Annotated in this window: 22 protein-coding genes; 17 read left to right on the top strand and 5 right to left on the bottom strand. The window is 71.0% G+C overall.

The window, feature by feature from the left end; all coding sequences use genetic code 11:
- The first annotated feature begins 71 nt into the window (after positions 1–71).
- The 5 genes from ACIBO8_RS32600 to ACIBO8_RS32580 all read left to right on the top strand — a co-directional run bounded on the left by ACIBO8_RS32600 (position 72) and on the right by ACIBO8_RS32580 (position 4,105).
- Positions 72–1,025, top strand: a complete 954-nt coding sequence (locus ACIBO8_RS32600) for a hypothetical protein (RefSeq protein ID WP_396119262.1) — start codon at positions 72–74, stop codon at positions 1,023–1,025.
- 47 nt (positions 1,026–1,072) lie between these two features.
- The gene (locus ACIBO8_RS32595; protein WP_396119261.1) at positions 1,073–1,390 is read left to right on the top strand and encodes a hypothetical protein; all 318 of its coding nucleotides are present in this window, start codon (positions 1,073–1,075) and stop codon (positions 1,388–1,390) included.
- Positions 1,390–2,127: a hypothetical protein gene (locus tag ACIBO8_RS32590; protein WP_396119259.1), complete on the top strand. Its 738-nt coding sequence runs from the start codon at positions 1,390–1,392 to the stop codon at positions 2,125–2,127. Before ACIBO8_RS32595 ends, ACIBO8_RS32590 begins: the two co-directional genes overlap by 1 nt.
- A 1-nt stretch (position 2,128) precedes the next feature.
- On the top strand, positions 2,129–3,379 hold the full coding sequence (locus tag ACIBO8_RS32585) for a hypothetical protein (RefSeq protein ID WP_396119258.1): 1,251 nt from the start codon (positions 2,129–2,131) through the stop codon (positions 3,377–3,379).
- Positions 3,380–3,556: 177 nt separating this feature from the next.
- Positions 3,557–4,105, top strand: coding sequence for a DUF1062 domain-containing protein (locus tag ACIBO8_RS32580; RefSeq protein ID WP_396119257.1), 549 nt, complete (start codon positions 3,557–3,559; stop codon positions 4,103–4,105).
- A 167-nt stretch (positions 4,106–4,272) separates the two neighbouring features.
- Here the strand turns inward: ACIBO8_RS32580 and ACIBO8_RS32575 are convergent, their stop codons facing one another.
- Both ACIBO8_RS32575 and ACIBO8_RS32570 read right to left on the bottom strand, forming a co-directional pair.
- On the bottom strand, positions 4,273–5,658 hold the full coding sequence (locus tag ACIBO8_RS32575) for a glycoside hydrolase family 19 protein (protein ID WP_396119256.1): 1,386 nt from the start codon (positions 5,656–5,658) through the stop codon (positions 4,273–4,275).
- Positions 5,659–5,736: 78 nt separating this feature from the next.
- Positions 5,737–6,588, bottom strand: coding sequence for a 4a-hydroxytetrahydrobiopterin dehydratase (locus ACIBO8_RS32570; protein WP_396119255.1), 852 nt, complete (start codon positions 6,586–6,588; stop codon positions 5,737–5,739).
- 103 nt (positions 6,589–6,691) lie between these two features.
- Between ACIBO8_RS32570 and ACIBO8_RS32565 the strand changes: the two genes are divergently transcribed.
- Positions 6,692–7,336: a response regulator gene (locus tag ACIBO8_RS32565; protein ID WP_396119254.1), complete on the top strand. Its 645-nt coding sequence runs from the start codon at positions 6,692–6,694 to the stop codon at positions 7,334–7,336.
- A 4-nt stretch (positions 7,337–7,340) separates the two neighbouring features.
- Here the strand turns inward: ACIBO8_RS32565 and ACIBO8_RS32560 are convergent, their stop codons facing one another.
- Positions 7,341–8,024, bottom strand: a complete 684-nt coding sequence (locus ACIBO8_RS32560) for an aminoglycoside 3'-phosphotransferase (RefSeq protein WP_396119253.1) — start codon at positions 8,022–8,024, stop codon at positions 7,341–7,343.
- 97 nt (positions 8,025–8,121) lie between these two features.
- On the opposite strand from ACIBO8_RS32560, the gene ACIBO8_RS32555 reads away from it, so the two are divergent.
- Complete coding sequence (locus tag ACIBO8_RS32555) at positions 8,122–10,314, top strand: MMPL family transporter (protein WP_396119252.1); 2,193 nt, start codon at positions 8,122–8,124, stop codon at positions 10,312–10,314.
- A gap of 51 nt (positions 10,315–10,365) precedes the next feature.
- On the opposite strand, the gene ACIBO8_RS32550 is transcribed toward ACIBO8_RS32555, so the two are convergent.
- Both ACIBO8_RS32550 and ACIBO8_RS32545 read right to left on the bottom strand, forming a co-directional pair.
- The gene (locus ACIBO8_RS32550; RefSeq protein ID WP_366152452.1) at positions 10,366–10,539 is read right to left on the bottom strand and encodes a CsbD family protein; all 174 of its coding nucleotides are present in this window, start codon (positions 10,537–10,539) and stop codon (positions 10,366–10,368) included.
- Between the two features lie 75 nt (positions 10,540–10,614).
- Positions 10,615–12,894: a putative bifunctional diguanylate cyclase/phosphodiesterase gene (locus ACIBO8_RS32545; RefSeq protein WP_396119250.1), complete on the bottom strand. Its 2,280-nt coding sequence runs from the start codon at positions 12,892–12,894 to the stop codon at positions 10,615–10,617.
- A gap of 146 nt (positions 12,895–13,040) precedes the next feature.
- On the opposite strand from ACIBO8_RS32545, the gene ACIBO8_RS32540 reads away from it, so the two are divergent.
- The 10 genes from ACIBO8_RS32540 to crcB all read left to right on the top strand — a co-directional run bounded on the left by ACIBO8_RS32540 (position 13,041) and on the right by crcB (position 22,208).
- A complete protein-coding gene (locus ACIBO8_RS32540) occupies positions 13,041–14,084 on the top strand; it encodes a glycosyltransferase family 2 protein (protein WP_396119249.1) in 1,044 nt (347 codons plus the stop codon).
- Positions 14,085–14,111: 27 nt separating this feature from the next.
- Positions 14,112–14,588: a GNAT family N-acetyltransferase gene (locus ACIBO8_RS32535; RefSeq protein WP_396119248.1), complete on the top strand. Its 477-nt coding sequence runs from the start codon at positions 14,112–14,114 to the stop codon at positions 14,586–14,588.
- Positions 14,585–15,625, top strand: a complete 1,041-nt coding sequence (gene pseI / locus ACIBO8_RS32530) for a pseudaminic acid synthase (protein WP_396119247.1) — start codon at positions 14,585–14,587, stop codon at positions 15,623–15,625. Before ACIBO8_RS32535 ends, pseI begins: the two co-directional genes overlap by 4 nt.
- A 15-nt stretch (positions 15,626–15,640) precedes the next feature.
- Entirely contained in the window at positions 15,641–17,221 is a 1,581-nt protein-coding gene (locus tag ACIBO8_RS32525; RefSeq protein ID WP_396119246.1) for a hypothetical protein, read from the top strand.
- On the top strand, positions 17,218–18,183 hold the full coding sequence (locus ACIBO8_RS32520) for a hypothetical protein (protein ID WP_396119245.1): 966 nt from the start codon (positions 17,218–17,220) through the stop codon (positions 18,181–18,183). The genes ACIBO8_RS32525 and ACIBO8_RS32520 overlap by 4 nt, the downstream gene beginning before the upstream one ends.
- Positions 18,180–19,205 carry a hypothetical protein gene (locus ACIBO8_RS32515; protein ID WP_396119244.1) on the top strand — a complete coding sequence of 342 codons (1,026 nt, stop codon included), beginning with the start codon at positions 18,180–18,182 and terminating at the stop codon, positions 19,203–19,205. The genes ACIBO8_RS32520 and ACIBO8_RS32515 overlap by 4 nt, the downstream gene beginning before the upstream one ends.
- Positions 19,206–19,384: 179 nt before the next feature.
- Positions 19,385–20,368, top strand: a complete 984-nt coding sequence (locus ACIBO8_RS32510) for an ATP-binding cassette domain-containing protein (protein WP_396119242.1) — start codon at positions 19,385–19,387, stop codon at positions 20,366–20,368.
- Complete coding sequence (locus ACIBO8_RS32505; protein WP_396119241.1) at positions 20,365–21,168, top strand: ABC transporter permease; 804 nt, start codon at positions 20,365–20,367, stop codon at positions 21,166–21,168. Before ACIBO8_RS32510 ends, ACIBO8_RS32505 begins: the two co-directional genes overlap by 4 nt.
- A gap of 261 nt (positions 21,169–21,429) precedes the next feature.
- On the top strand, positions 21,430–21,852 hold the full coding sequence (locus ACIBO8_RS32500) for a fluoride efflux transporter FluC (RefSeq protein WP_396119569.1): 423 nt from the start codon (positions 21,430–21,432) through the stop codon (positions 21,850–21,852).
- Positions 21,849–22,208: a fluoride efflux transporter CrcB gene (crcB, locus tag ACIBO8_RS32495; protein ID WP_396119240.1), complete on the top strand. Its 360-nt coding sequence runs from the start codon at positions 21,849–21,851 to the stop codon at positions 22,206–22,208. The genes ACIBO8_RS32500 and crcB overlap by 4 nt, the downstream gene beginning before the upstream one ends.
- Position 22,209 lies beyond the last annotated feature (1 nt).

Here is a 22,209-nt window from a genome sequence, read left to right as displayed (position 1 = left end):
CCGGCGTGCCCGGGCGCCCGTTGTTGCTGTCCGAACGGGGCCGGACCAGGCGCCGGGAGGAGCGGCTTCGCATGCAGACGGTGACGACCAGGGCGTGGCGGTGGATCGCCGTCATCGTCATCGCAGCCCTGGCGGCGGTCGGGCTCGGTGCGCTCGCGTCGGCACCGGCCCGGGCCGACGACAAGTACAAGCTGGACGTCGACAACCAGATGGGCGCGGACGTCGAATTCTGCCTGCGCACCACCACCTCCGGGGTCGTACGCGACTGCACGGGCCGGATCAACACCCGCAAGACGGACACGCTATACATCGACTACAAGCAGGGTGACCAGGTCTATCTCGACTACGAGGTGTTCGGCGAGCACACCCACGACGGCAACCTGATCACCGGCGCCTCCAACTGCAAGCTGACCGGCACGGTCACGTCGCCGAGCATGTCCTGCAACGTCCCCGAGTCCGGGAACGTCTACAAGGTCGACGTCGACAACAAGATGGGCGCGGACGTCGAGTTCTGCATCAGGACCACGACCTCCGGGACGAAGCGCAGCTGCTCCGGCCGGCTGATGACCCGCAAGACGACGACCCTCTATATCGAGTACAAGGACGGCGACGCCGTCTACCTCGACTTCGAGATCTTCGGGGAGCACACCCACGACGGGAACGTCATCACCGGCGGTCATCAGTGCACCGCGGAGGGCATTATCAACGCCACCAAAGTGGACTGTCACGTACCGACCAGCGACGCACCGGGGCAGAAGTTCTCCGAGAAGCCGATGTCCCCGTACGCGATCGACGTCAACGATCCCAACAGCGACATGATGTCGCTGCTCGGCCTGCTCGCCTGGTGTGTCAGCGCCTGCTGCGTGGCGGGTCTGGTGGTGACCGGCGTCAGCATGTCACTGCAGCTCCGGCGGGGCGAACCGGGCGAGTTCAGCACCCACTGGCGAGGCGCCTTCCTGGTCGCCGTCAGCTGCTTCATCGGCACGACCGCCGGGCCGATCGTCTCCTTCCTCGACCTCGTCTGAGCGGCGCGCCCCGCGCTGCTCACCATCCACACCCAAGGGGAGAAACCATGTCCATGTCGGGTCTCTACTACTCCGCGATGGGGCGAGTGCTCGCCGAACCGGCGCCGCCCGGCGGAGGCGGGGGCGTCCCCACGCCGGTCAAGACCGCGCCGAACGAGCTGATCACCGCGGTCGGCAAGGGCCTCGGCCTGGTCGCCTGGGCCGGCACCGCGGCCGGCGTGGCCGGCGTCCTGATCACGGGCATGATGATGGCGATCTCGCACAAGCGCGGCGAGACCTCGGAACACATGAGCCGGCTCGGCATGGTGCTCGGCGGCTGTGTGCTCGTCTCCGTCGCCGGTCCGGTCGTGAACTTCTTCTTCTGATGGGCAAAATCGATTTCCGTACGGCGGACGACCGGCCGTTCTGGCAGCAACGGGGATGGCAGCTGTCGGCCGCGTTCCTCGTGCTGGTGCTGTGCTCGGGCGTCGTCACCGCCCTGGCCGGGGTCTCCGGGGGCGGATCCGACGGCGAGCGTGCGGCGGCAGCCGGACCACTGGGCGCCGGTGTCGCCGACGGGCAGTCCCGCCCCGCGGGGTGCCGTACCGACGACGCAGATCAGCGCCCGCCGCAGCGGGCACCGGACGACGTGACCTGGCGACCGCTCAACGGCGCGAAGATCCCGGTGTCGCCGTCGGCCGGGCCGGTGCAGGAGAGCGGGACGGTGTTGTGGTGTTTCGCGCACACCCCGATGGGCGCGGTCATGGCGGCGAACGTCATCCCCCGGCACATGAGCGGCGCCGAGTGGAAGACCGTGACCGAGCAGCAGGTCGTCGCCGGCGTGGACCGGGACGTGTTCGTGGCCCGCAGGTCCTCGCTGCCGGTCTCGTCGACGCAGTACACGGCCAACACGCTCGCCGGCTTCATGCTCCTGTCGTACGCCCCGGAGTCCGCGACGGTGCGCCTGCTGATCCGGCAGTCGCCGGCCGTCTACGGAACCGCCGACTTCGACCTCGCCTGGGACGGCGGCGACTGGAAGCTCCGGCCGCTGTCCGGCGGCGAGCTGCACACGCCGGTCACGGCCGTCACGGCCAACGGCGGCTTCGTGATGTGGAAGGTGTGACATGGCGGAATGCTCCAGCGGCGATCCGATGTACTTCGGCAGCATGTCGGGCGCCGTCTCCTTCTTCGACCAGGGCATCGACGGCATCCTCAGCTCGATCGCCAGCGCGATCCTGAAGGCGGCGATCAGCCTCTTCTCGGACGTCGCGAACAAGATCCCGACCTTCGGCGACGAGGCCACGGTCACCAAGATCAGTACGCAGCTCAACTGGCTGGTGGTCGCCATCGCCGTCGCGTCGCTGCTCTTCGCCGCCGCACGGATGGCCCTGGAACGCCGCGGGCAGGCTGGCATCACGGCGCTCAAGGGCCTGGTGAAGATGATCCTCGTCGGCGGCGCCGCGTCGTTCGTCATCACCCGGCTCGCGAAGGAGGGCGACACCTACACGAACTACCTCTACGAGGCGGGCGTCAAGGAGCAGATCAAGACCATCGCCGAGTGCGGCACGGGCGGCGGCACGGCGTTCCTGCTGATCATCGTCGGCCTGCTGCTGATCATCGCGGGCATCATCCACGTCATCCTGCTCTACATCCGCCTGGGCGTGATGGTGGTGCTGACGGCCACCCTGCCCCTGTCCGCGGCGGCCTCGATGACGGAATGGGGCGCGTCGTGGTGGCGCAAGCATGTCGCCTGGCTCGTCGCCTGGCTGGTCTTCAAACCGGCGACCGGCCTCGTCATCTACGCCGGCACAGTGATGATCAATTCAACGAGCGCGAACGGCGACCAGCAGAAGATCGCCGGTTGCGGCGTCCTGCTGCTGTCCGCGGTGGCGCTCCCCGCCCTCTTGCGCCTGGTCGTACCGGCCGCGGCCGCCCTCGGCGCGTCCGACGGCGTGTCCGGCGTGGCCGCGGGCGGAGCGGGTGCCGCCGGCAAACTGGCCACCGGAGCGATCGCCGCGGGTGCGGGGGGCGCGGCGTCCCTGGCGGGCGGCGGCAAGCGGGGCGGCCCGAGCGGCGCCTCCGCCGCCGGCGCCCGCGGCTCCCAGGGCGGCAAGGGCGCGACCGGCGGCAAGGGCACCGACGGCTCGTCCGGCAGCAACGGTTCCTCGGGCAGCAACGGTTCCTCGGGCCGCAGCGGCGGCGCGCGAATCGCCGCGGGGGCGGTGCGCGGCGCTGCCACGGCAGTGGGAACCGCGGCGGCCGCGGTGGGTCATGTCGCCGGGCACGCCTCCCAGGCCGCGCCGAGCGCCGCCCGTCACGCGGGCAACGTGGTCTCCGGCGCGCTGCCCGGCGCCCACGACGGGGACGACCGCTAAACCGGTGGAACGGCGCCGCCGTGCGCCACTACTGTGCGGCGAACGAAGTCGTCTAGGCAAGGACGTGCCGTTGTACACCCTGTGAGACCTCCCGAGCGCTGATTTCGTCGCGCGTCGCGCCTTGTGCGCCGCGCTTCCCTTTGCTGCGGACTTCTCACTGAAAACCGGTGTACCTCTATGTCCATCACTTGGATGGTCGTTCCGACCTGCCTGCCGCTCGTTCTCCGCCGCTGTCATACGTGCGCGTCCGAACGCTTCCGGGCGAGTGGCAAATTCCGCGTCAACGCCAACCACAAACTTCTCGACGCCTGGCTCCTCGTGCTCTGCACCGCGTGCGGGGAAACGGCAAAACTCACGATCCTGGAACGGACGAATGTGCGTTCCGTACGGCCCGAGTTGCTGGACCGGCTCCACGACAACGACCCCGGCCTGACAGCTGAGCTGCTCCAGGACCCGGTCCTGGTACGCCGTAACCGCATCGCTCTCGACTGGGACGGCGCCTGGCGGCTCGACACCGGGGGATCGGACCACCTGGACCGCGAGGTGGTCGACGTCTCGGTCCGCTTCGCGGCGCGCATCCCCGTCCGGCCGGTGCGACTGATCGCCGAGGGATGCGAGCTTACGCGGGCCGAGGTCGAGCGCCTGATCGCGGCGGGAAAGCTCGTCTCCGCGGTCCGATTGAGCGGCAAGCTCTCCGGCGACTTCACCTTCACGCTCAAGCGGTGAACACCGAGGGCCGGACGCCTTCCGGCGTCCGGCCCTCGTCGCTGAGTGTCTTCCATCCCCCATGGACACTTCCTCGTGACCGGTCCCGTGGTCACGGCGCTGCCGCCGTGACCATAGGACGGCGGCCGGCCACGGCACAGGGCGAGCAAGTGGGATCCTGACAAACGTCAGCAGATGATGCTGTCGCCGGGCTCCACGCCGAGCTTGCCGGTCAAGGTGCGATAGAGGCTGACCCGGCTCTGGACCTGGCCCGCATTGCCCCCGTTGCACCCCAGCGCGCCGTTGATGCTGCGGATCGTTCCGCCGAACCCGGCGCCACCGGTGATCGCGGCGTGAGCCGGCGTGGGCCCGGCGCCGCTCTGGGTCATCCAGAACCACAGGGCCGTCTGCCAGGCCACCGACGGGTCGGTGCCGACCTTGTCCGGCTCGTTCAGCAGGTCGACGCCGAGGGCGTCGCCCGCCGCCTTGTAGTTGTAGTTCCAGCTGAGTTGCAGCGGCCCGCGGCCGTGGTACGCGGCCTGGCCCGCGGGACACCCGTACGGCCGAGCGGCATCGCAGTAGTGTCCCCAGTTCGCCGTGTTGATCTCGTCGACGTGCTTCAGGCCCCCGGACTCGTGGCTCACGTTCGCCAGGAACGCCGCCAGCTCCTGCTTGCGGAGGGTGTCGTCGCCGGTGCCCGCGAAGGCCGGGAACTTGCCCATGGCCGCGACCAGGCCGGCGTACGAATAGAGCGGGTTGCGCCCCGGGAACATCTCGTCGAACAGCGCCTCGGTGATCGGGCCCGAACCGGCCGGCGGCTTCGCGGAGCCGGACGTGGCCGAGCCGCTGGGTTCGGGCTCTCCCGTCACGTAGTTCGCGAACAACGACCGCACCTGGAACGGGTAGCTCCGCAGGTCGACGCCTCTGATGCCGCCGACCTCCCGGACGTGGTCGATGCCCTTGTCCCAGGCCAGCAGCGTGAGGGTCAGCTTGTCGCCGATCACCTTCTTTTCGTCGAGCAGCCGCTGCACCTCGTCGCCCAGGGAACACAGGTACCTGGCCTGGGCGTGGATCGAGTCCCCGGCGTCGAGAGCGGAGACCGTACCGTTGTCATCGTCGTCCTTGCCGAATTTCTTGAACGCCTCGGCCGGCACTTGGGAGATGCCTTTCTCCCCGTCCGGCCCGGCCTTCTTCGCGTCGAAGCCGGACTCCACGTCGATCTGCGCGGCCAGCACGGCGGGGCTGAGCAGATCACATTCCTTCGCCGCCGCCTTGAGCGGCGCCGCCAGGCCCTTGTCGGGCAGCTTGTCCTCGGCCAGCGTGCCCTTGCCGTCGCCACCGACGTACGCGCTCGCGAAGTCCCCGGCGCCGCTGGAGGAGTTGGGATCGGGCTGCGACACCGCGGAACCGGTGATCGCGATGATCACGATGAGCAGGAGCAGGGCCATGGCGACCACCGGCCCGAAGCCGATCAGGCTGATCGCGGCCAGCACGATGTGCGTCGCGTTCGGCTGGGTGATCGCCTTCTGGGCGTCGCCGACCGCCGCGGCCTTGCGCAGCTTGCCCACTGCCATCGGGGTCCTCGCGTTCCTCTGCCGGCCGCGATGTCGGGGCGGCGGTCCTCGCAACAACGGCCGGACCACCGCGCCGGTTCACGCCGCTCCCGGGAACTCCTCGAACGCCCGGTCGAAGTACTTCGCCAGCTGGACGTCGCGGTCCGAGACCCGATGGCCGATGTCCCAGGTCGTGAGGGCAACCCGCAGCGAGCGCCAGATGTTCTCCCACCGAGGGTGATGGATCGCGATGTCACAACCCGGTGCCACCTCGTTCATGAACGAGATGGCGTCCCGGAACGTGCGGAAGTGGAACTCCCGGCACAGCTCCACGCGAGTCCTGGACGGATCTTCGGGCAAGGGGCTCTCGACGAGGCGCCAGTGACGAAGCGCTCCTTCCAGCGCCACGCGCAGCTTGTCCTCGCTCAGCGGATCGGGCAGTTCGGGAGGCGCCACGGGATACGGCCCGCCGGTCACCGAGCCGGCAGCCGCGTCATCGAGGGCGCGGATCCGGCTGACGATCAGGCCCACGTCGTGCTCGAAGTACGCATTGCGGAGCTCCACGGCCTGCCGCTCCGCGAGCGGGGCGACGGCCGCCGGCAATCGTTCGGCCGGTGGCATGCGGGCGTCCCGGACCAGGAGCGGGATCACCGGCTTCCCGGAGCCGAGGGCCGCTTCGATCTCCCGCCGTACCCAATCGGTCTCCTGGTCGATCAGTCGTTCGCCCCATTCGTCGGCCGCCCGGATCCAGTCGGGTCCGATCACCACCAGGACGGCCGTCGCGTCGGTGAGGCTCTGCCGCAGCCGGTCGGGCCAGACCGCCCCCGGCTCGATGGAGGAGGTGTCCATGAAGATGGCACAGCCGCGGAGGAGGTCCTTGAGCGTCGTCCGGAGGCGGCCCGCGTCCGCGGCGCTGTCGCTTCGACGGTACGAGATGAAGATCTGGCTCACCGTGACCACCTGTCCGGGCTGGAGAATTCGCCCCCAGCTTGAGGGGTCCCCCGGCGCCGGGCTGTCACGTTGCGGACAGGCCCGGCTCGCTAGGCTCCACGGCATGCGTGTGGTGATCGCCGACGACGCCGTGCTCCTGCGGGAGGGCCTGGTCCGGCTGCTCGAGGAGAACGACTTCACCGTCGTGGCCGCGGTCGGTGACGGTCCGGCGCTGGTCGAGGCGATCGTCGCGCACGAGCCCGACGTGTCGATCGTCGACGTACGGATGCCGCCCACCCACACCGACGAAGGCCTGCGCGCCGCCGTGGAGGCCCGTAAGCGGGTGCCGGGCAGCCCGGTGCTGGTGCTGTCCCAGTACGTCGAGGTCGAGTACGCCGACGACCTGCTCGCCGACCGGCTGGGTGCGGTCGGCTACCTGCTCAAGGACCGGGTCTCCGAGGTGGGGGAGTTCCTCGACGGGCTGCGGCGGGTGGCCGGCGGCGCGACCGTCCTCGACCCGGAGGTCGTCGGTCAGCTCCTGGTCCGGCGGCGCCGCGACGACCCCCTGCGCAACCTGACGCCGCGCGAGCGCGAAGTGCTGGGCCTCATGGCCGAGGGACGGTCCAACACCGCCATCGCCCGCAAGATCGTGGTGACCGAGGGCGCCGTGGAGAAGCACGTACGCAACATCTTCACCAAGCTCGACCTGCCGCCGGACGAGGAGCAGCATCGCCGCGTGCTCGCCGTGCTGACGTACCTGCAGAGCTGACCGGTCAGAAGAACTCGTCGAGCAGCCGGTAGAAGTCGAGCTTGGCCGGGTCGGGCGGGATGCCGTACCGGGCGAGGAAGCGATCGCCGTCGTCCGGCAGCGATCGGGTCATCAGGGCCAGGTCCGTCCAGCGGTCCGCCACGCCCAGCCGGCCCACATCGATCACGCCGGTCACCTCGCAGCTCGCGGGGTCGAGCAGGACGTTCGGCGGGCAGAGATCGCCGTGGCAGACGACCAGATCCTCCGCTACGGACGGGCGGGTGGCGAGCAGGCGCGCGACGAGCCGGTCGCGGGTCCAGCCGGCGCGTTCGGCGTCGAGCATGTCCAGGGCCACGTCGGCGGCCAGGGCCTCGGGGACGGTGACCGCCAGCCGCCGGTCGAAGGGGCAGTCCGCCACCGGCAGCGTGTGCAGGCGGCGGGTCAGGTCGGCGAGCGCGTCGACGACCCGGGGGCGGTCCCCGGCGGGCCACGGGTCGGACGCGGGACGCCCCGGCACCTCCGCCGTCTCGAGCAGGCCGGGCCGGCAGGTCAGCACCTCGGGCGCCGGGATGCCGCGGGCGCGCAGCCAGGTCAGGCGCTCGCCCTCGGCGACGAGGTCGTGGCCCGGATCGTCCGAGGCCTTGCGGTAGACACCGGCCCGCCGGGTCACCAGTGCGCCCGAGAGCCCGGTCGTCACGATCTCCCACATGCAGACAGCCTGGCATGCAGAGGTGGTGCTAGCCCTACCCACATCGGCAGGCTGGCCGGGTCGTCCCGGCGCCCCCGAATTCCTAGCGTCGGATGTCATGAAGCACAGGGAGAACATCACCGGGATAGCGGCCCGTGCCGCAGTGTGGAGCGCCCGGCACCGCACTCTGGCGATCCTCGGCTGGATCGCCTTCGTCGTCGGCATCACCGTCCTGAGCGGACACCTCGGCACCAGGGAGGCGACGGCCGGCGATCAGGGGCACGGCGAGTCGGGCCGGGCGGATCGGATCGTGGAGCAGGCCGGGTTTCCCGCACGGCCGGCCGGCGAGATGGTTCTCGTGCAGGGTGCGCGCCGTGACGCCGCGGTCGCCGACGTGACACGGACGTTGAAGGCGCAGGCCGAGGTCGCCGACCTCAGCCCGCCGCTGGTCTCGCCGGACGGCACCTCCACGCTGATCCCCTTCACGATGAAGGGCGATGCCGAGACTGCCAAGGAGCGGGTCCAGCCGCTGCTCGACGCGGTCGCCGGGGTGCAGGAGCGGCACCCGGGCCTCTACGTCGCCGAGGCCGGCGACGCGAGCGGCGAGAAGCTCATCGGCGACTCGCTCGACAAGGGCCTGAACCGGCTGTCGATGCTGTCCATCCCGATCACCCTCGGCATTCTGCTCGTGGCGTTCGGCGCGGTCGTCGCCGCGCTGCTGCCGGTCGGGCTGGCCGTCACCGCCGTGATCGCGGCCGTCGGCCTGCTCGCGGGGGCGAGCCGCCTGGTGCCGGCCGTCGACACCACGATGCACGTCATGCTCCTGGTCGGCCTCGCCGTCGGGGTCGACTACTGCCTCTTCTACATCCGCCGGGAACGCGACGAGCGCCGCCGGGGCGCCGATCCGCACCGCGCCCTGGTCATCGCGGCGCAGACCTCCGGCCGATCCATCTGGGTCTCCGGGCTTACCGTGATCGTCGCCATGGCCGGGATGTTCCTCACGTACGACGCGACGTTCCAAAGCTTCGCGGTGGGCACGATCCTCGTGGTGGCGACCGCCGTCCTGGGTTCGCTGACCGTCCTGCCCGCCCTGCTCTCGGCGCTGGGCGACCGGGTCGACGCCATGAAGATCCCGGGGCTGTACCGGCGTCGGAGCGAGGGGCGCGTCTGGAACGCGGTGCTACGGATCGTGCTGGCGAAACCACTGCTCTCGGCCGTGGTGGCGGTCGCCGCCCTCGCGGCGCTCGCGGCGCCGATGCTCGACCTGCGGACGAAGGGCGAGGGGCTGGAGGACTTCTCCCCGCATGCCCCCGCCGTGCAGGCGTTCACCCGCATCAACGCCGCCTTCCCGAGCGAGACCTCGCCCGCCGAGGTGGTCGTGCAGGCGCCGACCGTGCGCGGTCCGGAGTTCCAGGCCGCGCTGGTCGGATTCAAGAAGGCGGCAGCGGGCACGGGCCGGCTCCGGGAGCCGATCGACGTGCGGGTCAACCCGGCGGGCACGGTTGCGGTGGTCTCGGTGGGGTTGCCCGGCAGCGGCAGCGACCGTACGTCGGAGGAAGCGCTGGAGACGCTCAGGACGACCGTGGCGCCGCAGGCCTTCGGCAGGCTCCCCGATGTGACGGTGGCGGTCACCGGCGACACCGCGAGCAACGTCGACTTCAACCACCGGCTGCACATGTCGCTGCCGTGGGTGTTCGGCTTCGTCCTCGGCCTGGCGTTCGTGCTGCTCCTGGTCTCCTTCCGCTCGGTCGTCGTGGCGGCGACCGGCGTCGTGCTCAACCTGCTCTCCGTCGCCGCGGCGTACGGAATGCTGGTCTACGTCTTCCAGTACGGCCACTTCGAGTCGCTGCTGGATTTCCGGGCAGCCGGCGGCATCACCAACTGGATGCCGCTGTTCCTGTTCATCATCCTGTTCGGACTATCCATGGACTACCACGTGTTCGTACTCAGCCGGATCAGGGAGGGGCACGATCGCGGGCTGCCCACCCGCGAGGCGGTGGCCCGCGGCATCGGTGGCACGGCCGGTGTCATCACCAGTGCCGCGGTGGTGATGGTGGCGGTGTTCGCGCTGTTCGCGACGCTGCCGCTGATCTCGACCAAGGAGCTCGGCGTCGGGCTGGCGGCCGCCGTGCTGCTCGACGCGACGATCATCCGTGCGGTCCTGCTCCCGGCCGTGATGGCGCTGCTCGGCGAGCGAAACTGGTGGCTGCCGCGCTGGCTGTCCTGGCTCCCGCAGGTGGCGCACGAGCCGCCCCCGCCCGCGACGGTGCCGGCGGGTGACGACGAGCGGGAGCTCGTTCCCGCGGCCTGAGACGCGCGAAAGGGCGGCCGCCGTGGCGGTCGCCCTTCGATGCGCGGGACGTCAGCTCTTGAAGGCGTCCTTGATGTCCTCGCCGGCCTGCTTGAGCTTCGAGCTGCTCTGGTCGACCTTGCCCTCGGCCTCGAGCTTCTCGTCGTCGGTCGCCTTGCCGACGCCCTCCTTGACCTTGCCGCCCAGCTCCTCGGCCTTGTTGTCGATCTTGTCGTCGGTGCCCATCGAAACCTCCCGGGGAAGCGTTGCCTACGTCCGCGATGTACCCCGGGTGCGGACGAAGCAACCCTTCCCGAGCGGTTACGACGTCGAGACGGTCTCCGCGGCCGGGATCAGGGACTGCTTGGCGGCGAGCAGCTCGCTGAGCCGGGCCGGCGGCATCGGGCGTGCGAAGTGGTAGCCCTGCGCCGCGATGTAGCCCAGCGACAGCAGCTGTTCCGCCTGGTCGGCCGTCTCCACGCCCTCGGCCACCGCGTGCAGGCCGAGCGCCTGCGCCAGGTGGATCACCGCGGCCGAGACCGGCGGGCGGTCGTCGACCTCGGACTGGGTGAACGAGCGGTCCAGCTTGATCTCGTCGATCGGGCAGTCGTGCAGCAGGGTCAGCGTCGAGTGGCCGGTGCCGAAGTCGTCCAGCGACACGCGTACGCCCATGGCGCGCAGCCGGAGCAGGTTGACCACGGAGGGCCCGGGCTCCAGCGCCATCGTCTCGGTGATCTCCAGGACGATCCGCTCGGCGGCCAGGCCGAACTCCGCGAGCAGGCCCGCCACGTGCTCGGCGAAGCCGGGTTCGCGCAGGTCACGGGCCGACACGTTGACGTTCAGCACCTGCGGGGCGGCGTCGCCGTGCAGGACGTTCCACTCCGCGAGCTGGGCGAAGGCCGTACGCATGACCCAGTGCCCCAGCGGGACGATCAGGCCGGTGCGCTCCGCGATCGGGATGAACGCGTCCGGCGCGAGCGTGCCCCGGACCGGGTGGGCCCAGCGCACCAGGGCCTCGGCGCCCATGATGTGGCCGTCGTCCAGCGAGACGATCGGCTGGTAGAGCAGGAAGAGCTGGCCGGTGGCGATCGCGTCGCGCAGCTCGGTGCCCAGGTCGCTGCCGCTGACCGACATGCTCGGGTCGTAGTGCAGGCAGGCCGTGCCGTGTAGGTTCTTGGCCGCGTACATCGCGATGTCGGCGTGGCGCAGCAGCGCGGAGGGCCGGTCGCCGGTACGCCCGTCGGCGATGCCGATGCTGGCCCGGATGGGCAGCTCGTGGCCGTCGGCGTACACCGGCTGGCGCAGGGCGTTCATCATGCGTTCGGCGGCCAGGTCAGCGGCGGCCGGGTCGGCGTCGTCGAGCACCACGACGAACTCGTCGCCGCCGAGCCGGGCCACGGTGTCCTCGACGCGGACGCAGGCCTCCAGGCGCTTCGCCACCCCGATCAGCAGCAGGTCGCCGACCTCGTGCCCGAGGGTGTCGTTGACCTCCTTGAAGTCGTCGAGGTCGATGAGGGCGACGGCCACCGGGCGGTCGCCCGGCGTGGCGAGAGCCTTCTCGAGACGGTTGTGGAAGAGCACCCGGTTCGGCAGCCCGGTCAGGCCGTCGTGGGTGGCGCTGTGGTCGAGGCGGGCCAGCAGCCGGCTGTTGTCCCGGAAAGCGGTGAGCTGGCGCAGCACGACCAGCGCGGTGAGCAGCACCGCGGAGCCGACCACGACCATCTCGTCCGCGCCGTCCGACCAGGTCACCGCCACGAGCAGCCCGTCGACGGCGGCGACGGCCGCGTACGGGAGCAGGCTGAACGACCGCGGCCGGGGCGCCACCGCCCCCCGCCGCTTGCCGCCGGGCGCCAGCCGCTGACGCGCGGCGGCGAGCAGGGCGATGTAGTAGACGATCGGGGTGCTCACCATGTCGGGGAACAGGTGCGGGTCCAGCGCCTCGAACCAGGGGCGGAACATCGGTGCGACGGCGCCCACGAACATGGCGACGGCGAGCAGCCGCAGCGCCTCGTTGTCGACGTGCGAGTGGCTGGAGAGCACGAACTTCGCGACCGCGAAGACGGCCAGCAGGGCGATGATGGTGACCATCAGCGACAGGAAGATGCCGGTGTCGTCGCCGTTGTTCAGGGCCGAGCGGGTCGAGAAGTGCCAGAGGAACACGGCGGCGGCAAGCATCAGCGTCCCCGCGTCCAGCACCACGCGCAGGATCTCGCCGGAGGTCTGGCGGCCGAGCGGGAGCCGGAACAGGGCGTACATGATGATCAGCACGCCGAGGCCGGAGCCGACCAGCATGACGGGCCCGGTCTGCGGACCGTGGGGGCGCGCCTCGGCCAGGACGTCGATCGCCTGCGAGGACACCCCGATGCCGATGACCACCGCGGCGGCCGTCAGGTGCTGCCAGAATCGCCGGGTGGCCGGCAGCAGCGACTCGGTCCGCGCGGTCCGCACGAAGCCGGCGACCAGGAAACAGGCGGACACGGCGGTCGGCACCCACAGCAGCACCCGCGGCCCCACCGGGTGGACCACGTTGGCGGTGAACCAGAGGGCCGCGACGAGCGCGCATATGCCGGAGGCGCGTAGCAGCCGGTCGGTTTTGTGCACGCTCACTCCCTCAGCTTCCGGTTCGGTACCGGACCCATCGGTCGCCGGGCCGCCGGCGTGAGAATTTGCGGTCCGCCTCACCGCGGACGCATTCCGGACAGCCGACGTTTGACCTTTCGTCATCCGGGGGGTCGAGCGTGATCGGTATGAATACCGTGCTGCTGTCGGTGGTCGTGCCGGTGTACCGGGTCGAGGGCTACCTGTATCAGTGCCTCGAGTCGATCCGCGCCGGGCTGACCGCCGGGGAGTCGGCAGCCGTCGAGGTCATCGCGGTCGACGACGCCTCGCCGGACGGGTGCGGGGCGATGCTGGACGCGTACGCCGACCGCCACGGCGACCTCCGGGTGGTGCACCTGAGCCACAACGTGGGCCTGGGGCTCGCCCGCAACGCCGGCCTGGCCGAGGCTCGGGGCGAGTACGTCTGGTTCGTCGACAGCGACGACTGGCTCCCGGCCGGCTCGGTCCGCGCGGTGCTGGACCGCCTGCGCGCGGAGCGGCCCGACGTCCTGCTGGTCGACCATCTGCGGGTGCACGAGAACGGCCGGCTGGAGCCCGACGCGAGCAGCGGCGTGCTGAAGGATTCGCGGCTCACCAGCCTCATCAAGCTCCAGCACACCGCCTGGAACAGGATCGTGCGCCGCGGGCTGCTCGAGGAGCTCGACCTGCGCTTCCTGCCCGGTTGGTACGAGGACGTCCCGTTCAGCAACCCGGTACTGATCGCCGCCGACCGCATCGCCGTCCTCGACCGGGTCTGCTACCACTACCGGATCGGCCGCCTGGGCGCGATCACCGCCACCCGCAGCGAGCGCCACTTCGAGGCCTTCGAGCAGTACGACCGCATGCTCGCCTGGGTCGCCGCCCGCGATCCCGAGCCGTGGCTGCGTCACCAGCTGTTCACCTTGATGGTGAACCACCTCCTGGTGGTGGCCGGCAACGACGGCCGTCTCCCGCCCGGGCGGCGGCGCGCCTTCTTCAAGCGCCTGGTCACGCACTACCGCCGCTACCTGCCGGCCGACTATCCGGGCCACCCGGGGGTGAAGCATCGCCTGGTCCGGATCGGCAGCTACCCGCTCTACGCGGGGTTGCGGCAGGCGTACCGGATCGGCAAGCGCGACCCCGAGCTGTCACCTGCGGTTCGCCCGGCCCTTGCCTCCGCGCCACAGCAGGCTCAGGCGGCGACCATACGGTGACGCCTCCACGAGGAGAACGTGAGAGGTGTGCCCCGAGTGCTGCGTGCTGCTGTCGATGCTGATCGCGACACCGTGCTCACTTGGCGCAACCACCCCGACGTGCGCGCGGTCAGCCTGACCACCCACGTCATCTCGCCGGAGGAGCACGCGAAGTGGTGGGAAGCCGCGATGGGGGACCCGCGGCGGCACATCCTGATCTTCGACGACAAGGGCGTCGTCATCTTCGACCTGCGTGAGGATCCGCCGAGCTGGAGCTTCTACCTCGACGTCGCGGGCCTGGGCGGCACCCTGCTGGCGACCTGGATGCGGCTCGAGCAGGCGGCGGTCCGGTACGCGTTCGACGAGCTCGGCCTCGAGCGGCTCGGCGGCGAGACGCTGGCCACGAACGCCCAGGTGCTGGCCCTGCACCGGCGCTTCGGGTTCCGCGAGACGAAGCGCTACGAACGGCTGATCGACGGCACGCCGCAGACCGTGGTGTGGACCGAGAGAGTGAGAGAGCATTGATCGTCGACGACGTGGAGATCGGTGCGGGGCACCGGCCGTACATCGTGGCCGAGATGTCCGGCAACCACAACGGCTCCCTCGACCGGGCCCTCGCCCTGGTGGACGCGGCCGCGGACGCCGGCGCGCACGCCATCAAGATCCAGACGTACACGGCCGACACGATGACCGTCGACGTCAAGCACCCGCGGTTCCAGATCTCCCAGGGCCATGAGCTGTGGGGCGACGAGTACCTCTACCAGCTGTACGAGCGAGCGCACACGCCGTGGGAGTGGCACGACGCCATCTTCGAACGGGCCCGAGAGCGCGGCCTGACGCCGTTCTCCAGCCCGTTCGACCGCACCGCGGTGGAGCTGCTGGAGAAGCTCGGCGCGCCGATGTACAAGATCGCCTCCTCCGAGATCACCGACCTGCCGCTGATCCGGCTCTGCGCGAGCACGGGCAAGCCGCTGATCATCTCCACCGGCATGGCGAGCGTGCAGGAGATCGCCGCCGCGGTGGACGCCGCCCGGGGCGCCGGCTGCACGGACATCGTCGTGCTCTCCTGCACCGCCTCCTACCCGGCCCCGCCGCAGCACACCAACCTGCGCCGCATCCCGGTGCTGGCCGAGGCTTTCCGGGTGCCGATCGGCCTGAGCGACCACACGCTCGGCATCGGCGTACCGGTCGCGAGCGTGGCGTTCGGCGCCTGCCTGATCGAGAAGCACATCACGCTGGACCGCGAGGACGGCGGCGTGGACTCCGCCTTCTCGCTGGAGCCGCAGGAGCTGAAAGCTCTCGTCGTCGAGTCGGAGCGGGCCTGGCAGGCGCTCGGCACCACCGCCATCGGACCCACCGAGGCGGAGCAGGAGGGACTGCGATTCCGGCGTTCGCTCTACGTGGTGACCGACGTCAACGCCGGCGACCCCGTCACCGAGGACAACGTCCGTTCCATCCGGCCCACCGGCGGCCTGGCCCCGGACGCCATCGGCATGGTGCTCGGGCGCACCTTCCAGCGGGACGCGGCCAAGGGCACGCCGCTGTCCTGGGACCTGATCTGAGAGGCGCGAGTAACGGTGTGGCTGAACGCGAACGCGAAGGAACTCCAGTGGTTCCTCGAGTCGGCAGCGGTGTATTGGGAGAAGAACCTGCCGCGACCGGCTGACGACGCGGTGGTCGTGGTGGAGGCGTTCCACCAGGACATCCGCGTCAACCTGCGCAACCTGGCGTTCGCCAACGCCATCCGGCGCCTGCACCCGGCGCGGATGGTGGTGCTGACCGGCGTCGAGGACCAGTGGTCGAGGACGCTGTGGAGCGGCTTCGACGTGGACGTGGTCCGCAAGGTCTCGGAGGCCTTCGCCGCCTCCGAGGTGATCGACGTCTGGGACCGGGTGCGCCGGTCGGGCACCCCGGCCCGGGACGACGAGACGATCGTCGCGTACACCGATGCCACCTACTGCCGGCTGGCCAAGGTCCCGCGGCTGCCCGACGGCTACCGGGCGCGGACGGACTACAAACTCCGGCACACGTACGCCACCCGGCTCGCCGACTTCTACGACGAGCTGATGCGGCGCAACGTGGTGGGGCTGGTCACCAGCCACGTCGACTACGACCAGTGGGGACTCGCCGTCGAGTCGGCCCGCCGCGCCGGGATCCCGATCATCCACACCCAGCAGACCGGCTGCCTCAAGGCGTACGGGCTCTTCCCGGAGAGCGACACCGGCACCGGCACCTTCCGGGAGGAGCTCACCCGGCAGATCGGCGAGGTCTTCGAGACTCAGGTCTGGTCCCGGCGGGAGGAGCTGCGGCCCAGCGCCGAGCTGGTCGCCTGGCGGGCCAAGGTCAACCTCGGGCGGCCCAGCTGGTGGCGCGGTGGCGTGACCGCCTCGGTCGACCTCAGCAACCCCGCCGAGCGGGCCCGGCTGCGCACCCACGTCGTGGACCGGCTGGGTTTCGACCCGGAGCGGCCGGTCGTGACCGTTTTCAACCACGCTGTCTCGGATGCGCTCGGCACCAACCGCGAGCTGTTCCCTAGCCTCGCCGACTGGTTCGCGGACACGGCGGCGCACGCGGCGGAGAACACCGGCGCCCAGTGGCTGTTCCTCGACCACCCGAGCCAGGCGCTCTACGACTCCACCGGCTTCTTCGACTCGGTCGCGGCGAAGTACAAGCGCGTCAAGCACGTCGCCTTCCGGCCCAGCGCCACGCTGAGCAAGAACGCGCTGTGGAGCCTCACCGACCTCGGCGTCACGGTTCGTGGCAGCGTCAGCAACGAGCTGCCCGCGTACGGCATCCCGGTGATCCAGGCCGGGTGGTCGGAGTGGAGCTCGTGCGGGCTCTCCACGGTCGTCGACGACCAGGATGCGTACTGGAAGACCCTCGAGCAGAGCATCACCGCCATCCGCGACGGCGTGGACCTGGTCAGCGAGGAGCAGGTCCGGCGCGCCCGGCTGTGGCTCTGGCTCTACCGCAGCGGCACCGACGTGGTGACGCCGCTGGTGCCGCAGTGGGAGGTCTGGCCGGCCGACACGCTGCTCAAGACCATGCGCGCCACCTTCCGGCACATCGAGGCCGACGCGGATCCGCTCTACGCCTCGGTCGAGCGCATGTGGACCCGCAAGGAACCGATGCTGACCAGGACGGACTTCCGCGCATGATCGGCTCGTGGTTCGCCACCGACTACGACGAGCCGCAGCACGTCATCGAGGGCCTGCCGGTCGAGGTCGGCAGCGGCCGCGACCCCGGCCTGTGCATCGTCGACCAGGTCGTGCGCGGCACCGCCATCGTCGGGCGGGTCACCGGCGACCACGGCGCGGTCGGGCTCAAGGTCAGCAGCCCGGGCGTGCCGACCCGGGTCTCGGTGGTGATCCACCTCGACGAGACCGCCACCCGGTGGTGGTCCGACCGGGTCCGCCCGCCGCGGCTCGCCCCCGAGCTGCCCCGGCTGGTCCTGGTCCGGGCGCAGGGCGAGCTGCGCGGTGCCGCCGTGCTGGCGCGGCGGCAAGGCCTGCGCCGCGCCGGGGGAGCGAAGGTCACGGTCGAGTTCGACCTCGCCGCGGCCGAGCTCGACAGCGACGGACTGCTCATGGTCGAGCTGGCCGAACCCCCGCGGCCCGAGTGGGTGCACGGCCGGGTCGCCGCGCGTTCCGCGCTGGGCGTGCGGATCGACAAGATTTCGGTACGGGCGCGGCCGGCCACGACCGCAACACCGGTGCCGGACGGCCCCACGGGCTGCGACCTGGCCCTGCTACCACCCGGCGGCCCCGATCGGTTCCGGCTGGAGCTGTCCCCGGTCACCCCGGCGCCGCCGCTGCCCCGCTCGCCGTCGACGAAGCTGACCCGCCGCAAGCCCGCCCGGGCCGGTTTCAAGGTGCTCCGGGCCGCCCGCCGCGCCGGCAACCGGGTCCTGGCCGAGGTGCACCGCTCCCGCCCCGGCTCCGCCACCGGCGTGCGTGCGTTCGACCTGCTCACCGGCGTACCCGTGGATCTCGAGCCGGTGCAGCGGGAAGCCGCAGCGTGGGAACTGCGCCGGACCACTCCGTCGGAGGGTCCGGTTCTGATCGGTCTGGATACCGGCGACCGAGGGCTGTCGTGCCGCATCGCGGTGCCGGGCCGGTGATCCACCGACCGGCGCTCGGGGCCGACCCCGACCGCAACCGCCGTCTGCTCCAGGAGGCGCTGGACACCGTGCCGGCGGGCAAGCTGGAGCTGCCGCCCGGCACCTACGTGGTCCGCGACGGCCTGCGCGTTCCCGGCGGCTGGACCATCCGCGGCTCGGAGGTCGTCGGCGCGAACGGGGGCCGCCCGCGCACCTGGCTGGAGTCGACCGGCACCACAGGGCACCCGGTCCTGCACATTCTCGGCTCGGACGTGTCGGTGAGCGACCTGGGCCTGCGGCCGCCCCCGGCCGACCCCGGAGAACACGGCGGCGACCGCGGCACCGCCATCACCGTCGGCGACTACCTCTACGAGCAGACCCCCGACTGGATCGCCCGCGTCGACGTCCGGCGCGTGCACGTGGACCGCCCCATCGAGAAACACGCGAACTGCGTGGCGCTCATGGGTGCCGTCCACGACATCACTCTGCACGACCTCACCATCCGCGGCGGCTACACCGGCGTCGCCGTGCACTGGGGCGCGGTCGGCACGGATGTCTCGACGATCACCGGCCCGACCTACCACCCGCACCGCCTCACCATCACCGACCTGCGGGTTCGTGACGCGATCGAGGGCTTCTACCTGAGCTCGGTGCACGACGTCCGGGTCGAGGGCGCCTGCCTGCGCGACGTCGACATGGGCTTCCGGCTGCTGCCCGGCGACAACACCGACCGCTTCGTGACCTCGGACGTGGTCGGCACGGCCATCGACATCTCGGACGTCTGCGTGCACTGGCACGGCCCGTTGTACGCGGTCCGCGCCGCCGGTTGGGGCCGCAGCGAGGTCGACGGAGTGGTCAGCGTGCTGCGTTACCGCGACACCGTGATCCGGAACTGCCGCATCCGCGGCGCGGGCACGGGCGAGTCGTGGTCGCCCATCCTCCTGGAGCGGGCGGAGGGCGTCGACCTGCGCGACATCTCGGTCCAGTCCGATCTTCCCGGCGAATCGGCGGCGTGCTGTCCCCGCGCGACGCCGCGAAGCTGAGGCGCCGGCGCGCAGAGTCGCCTACAGTGGACGCCCAAAGCGAGTGATGTCCGGTCGAGCCCCGGACACAACGCCCCTCGGACGAGGTCGGGGGTGGACGCCGCCACGTCCACCCTCGGCCTCCCGCGCTCGCCGAGCGGGACGGAATTTGTCGTAGGGCGGGCGTAGCGTCGGCCACCATGACGACGACGGCGGTGGTGGCGGACGGCCTCGTGAAGACGTACGGGGAGGTCAAAGCGCTCGACGGGCTCCACCTGGAGATTCCGGAGGGCACGGTCCTGGGTCTGCTCGGACCCAACGGGGCGGGAAAGACGACATGTGTGCGGGTGCTGACGACGCTCCTGCGCCCGGACTCCGGCCGCGCCGAGGTCATGGGGATCGACGTGCTCCGCGAGCCGAAACGGGTCCGCGAACGCATCGGCGTCTCCGGCCAGTACGCGGCGGTCGACGAATACCTCACGGGATTCGAGAACCTGGACATGGTCGGCCGCCTGTATCACCTGGGCCGCCGTCCGTCCGCCGACCGGGCCCGTGAGCTCCTGGCGCAGTTCCGGCTGGAGGACGCCGCCAACCGGCCGGTGAAGACGTATTCGGGCGGCATGCGGCGCCGCCTCGACCTGGCGGGCGCCCTGGTGGCCCGGCCTCGGGTGCTGTTCCTGGACGAGCCGACCACCGGCCTCGATCCGCGCAGCCGCACCGAGATGTGGGGCACCCTGTCCGAGCTGGTGGCCGGCGGCACCACCGTGCTGCTGACCACGCAATATCTCGAGGAGGCCGACCGGCTGGCCGACTCCATCGTGGTCGTGGACCACGGGCGCGTGATCGCCCAGGGCACCGCCGACGAGCTGAAGTCGCAGGTCGGCGGCGAAGTGATCGAGATGGTCATCGCCGACCCGGCGCAGATCGGCAACGCCGCCGGCGTCCTCGACCAGGTGTGCCGGGGCCGGGTGAGCGTCGACGACCACACCCGCAAGCTGTCCGCCCCGGTCGACGGTGGCAAGCCGGCAGCGGCGGTGCTGGTGGAGGCGTTGCGCCGGCTCGACGGGACCGGGATCGCGGTGATGGACGTCGGCGTGCGCCGCCCCACCCTGGACGACGTCTTCCTGGAACTGACCGGCCACGCCGCGGAGCCGTCGCTGCCCGAGACGGAGGTCGTGGGATGAACGCAGTCACATCCGCGCTGGCCGACGGTGCCGTCATCACGCGCCGCAACCTGCTGAAGATCAAACGTGTCCCGGACGTCCTGGTCTTCTCGACCCTGTCCCCGATCATGTTCGTCCTGCTCTTCGCGTACGTCTTCGGCAGTGCGATCCAGGTGCCGGGGGTCAACTACCGCGAGTTCCTCATGGCCGGCATCTTCGTCCAGACGGTGGTCTTCGGCGCCACCTGGACCGGTGCCAGCCTCGCCGAGGACCTCCAGAAGGGCATCATCGACCGTTTCCGCACGCTGCCGATGTCCGGCTCGGCGGTGCTCCTCGGCCGCACGGCCGCGGACGTGGGCATCAACCTCGTCACGTTCGTGGTCATGGCGGCGACGGGCCTGCTCGTCGGCTGGCGGATCCGCTCCTCGCCGGCCGAGGCGATCCTGGCGGTGCTCCTGCTGCTGACCTTCGCGTACGCCATCTCCTGGATCATGGCGGTAGTCGGCCTGTCGGTGCGCACCCCCGAGGTGGTGAACAACGCCAGCTTCATCGTGATCTTCCCACTGACGTTCATCGCCAACACGTTCGTGCCGACCGGCAACCTCCCGACCGTGGTCAAGGCGATCGCGGAGTGGAACCCGGTGTCGGCGGTGACCCAGGCCGCGCGCGAACTCTTCGGCAACACCAACCCGGCCGTCCCGGTTCCGGACACGTGGGCCCTCCGACATCCGGTGATCTACAGCCTCATCTGGAGCGGCGCGGCTCTGGCGGTCTTCATGCCGCTGGCCATCCATCAATACCGGCGCGCCGCCTCCCGGTGAACCTCGCCCGCGCGTCCGCGCACAGCCTCCCGGTGACCTTCGCGGGCGTCCGCGCCGCCTGCCCGGGGCCTTTCGCTGGGGGCGTCCGCGCCGCCTGCGCGGGCCCTTCGTCAGGGGCCTCCGCGTCGCCTGTCCTGGGGCCCATCGCGGGCCGTCCGCGCGCGGGCGGGCGGTGGCCTGAGCTAGCGTGATCGCGTGGATTCGGAAGCCGTCCTGCCTGCGGAAGCCGCCCCATCGCACGCCGCAGAGCCGGCGCGCGGCGTGGATTCGCCCGACGCCGAGGTTCCGGACACCGACGTCCCGGGCCATGGCCGGTGGCAGGTGCTCGCGGCGATCTCGGCCGGTGGCATGCTCGGTGCCCTGGCCCGCTACGGCATCTCCATCGCCTGGCCGCACGACCCGGCCGGATTCCCGTGGTCCACCTGGACGATCAACGTCAGCGGCTGTCTGCTCATCGGCATGCTCATGGTCCTGATCGGACACCTCGGGCTGCAGCACCGCCTGGTCCGCCCGTTCTGGGGCATCGGCTTCCTCGGCGGCTACACCACGTTCTCCACCGCAACCGTCGACGTGCTGCAGGCCGCGCCCGGCGTCGCGCTGGTCTACCTCGCTGCGACGCTGACCGGGGCGCTCACGGCGGTCTGGCTCGGCACCGCTCTCACCGAGGCCGTGGTGAGCCGGTGACCGTGCTGCTGGTCGCGCTCGGCGCGGCGATCGGTGCCCCGCTCCGCTACCTCACGGACCGGTACGTGCAGTCGAGGCACGAGTCCCGGTTCCCGTGGGGCACGCTGACCGTCAACGTGGCCGGCTCGGCGCTGCTCGGCTTCCTCGTCGGCCTCCCGGTGGCCCCCGCAGTGGCCGCGCTGCTGGGCACGGGCTTGTGCGGTGCGCTCACCACGTATTCGACGTTCGGCTACGAGACGCTAGGGCTCGCGCGCTCCGGGGAACGGTTCCACGCGCTCGCGTACGCGCTCGGCAGCGTGCTGGCCGGCCTCGGCGCGGCCTCGCTCGGCTTCCTGCTCGCCCGCGCGGTCGGGTGAC

It is taken from the genome of Actinoplanes sp. NPDC049681, assembly GCF_044465265.1.
Classification (GTDB): domain Bacteria; phylum Actinomycetota; class Actinomycetes; order Mycobacteriales; family Micromonosporaceae; genus Actinoplanes.
This window is presented reverse-complemented; position numbering and strand designations above follow the sequence as displayed.